Annotated in this window: 1 protein-coding gene; it reads left to right on the top strand. The window is 51.5% G+C overall.

The genetic code is table 11. The features are described from left to right. The first annotated feature begins 88 nt into the window (after window positions 1-88). Window positions 89-916, top strand: a complete 828-nt coding sequence (locus PXG97_RS21440) for an IS5 family transposase (RefSeq protein ID WP_276499895.1) — start codon at window positions 89-91, stop codon at window positions 914-916. Window positions 917-924 lie beyond the last annotated feature (8 nt).

Below are 924 nucleotides of genomic sequence, written 5' to 3'. Positions count from 1 at the left end.
TGAAGCTGTTTAAAGTTTAAAGAAACTGCCAAAGAATTAGAAGTGTAAAAGAGTTTGCAGACTCACTTTTACACCTTACTCTAACTCAATGGCAGCTCTAGATGAAGATACGATAAATCGTTGGATAGTTCCTTATTTAAGTAAGGGCAAGAGGGGCCCCAGGCTCCATGCAGCCCCCTCAGAGATAGTGTCAGCCATTTTATACCGGCTCAAAACGGGCTGCCAATGGCGCGAGCTCCCCTTGAAGGAGTTTTTTCAGGGGCAAGGGCTAAGCTGGCAGGGGGTTTACCATCATTTCCAGAAATGGATAAATGACGGCAGCTTCAGGCAGGCTTGGGTTTGCCTGCTTCAGAGGCACCGCAGGCTCCTGAATCTGTCCTCGGTGCAGTTGGACGGCAGCCAGACGGTCTGCAAGAACGGGGGCGAGTGCATCGGCTATCAGGCCAGAAAGGCGGCCAAAACCTGCAACAGCCTGTTTCTTGCTGATGACACGGGTACGCTGCTGGCCTGCTCTTGTCCGGCGGCGGGCAACCACCATGACGTGTTTGAGATAGAGCGGGCTTTCGGCGAGTTGACCCAAATGCTCTCTGAGGCCGGGCTGGCAGTAGAAGGATTGTTTTTGAACGCTGATGCAGGCTTTGACTCACAGGAGTTCAGAAAAATCTGCTCCAGCTATAAGGTAGAGGCCAACGTCGCCTTCAACCCCAGGAATGGGGTGGTAGGAGAAGAGTGGGTGTATTTTGACCAGGAGCTCTACAAAAGAAGGAACGTGGTGGAGCAGGCCCAGGCTTGGCTCGACAGCTTTAAGGCGCTGCTGATCAGGTTTGAGACAAAAGCCAGCAACTGGATGGCCCTCCACGTGCTGGCTTTTACAGTGCTTTTTGTTCGGAAAATTAAAAGATGTGAGAAACTCTAAACAGGTTC

It is taken from the genome of Pontibacter litorisediminis (genome assembly GCF_029360645.1).
GTDB classification, from domain to species: Bacteria; Bacteroidota; Bacteroidia; order Cytophagales; family Hymenobacteraceae; genus Pontibacter; species Pontibacter litorisediminis.
Note: the sequence above shows the minus strand (reverse complement) of the source record. Positions and strands in the feature narration are given on the sequence as shown.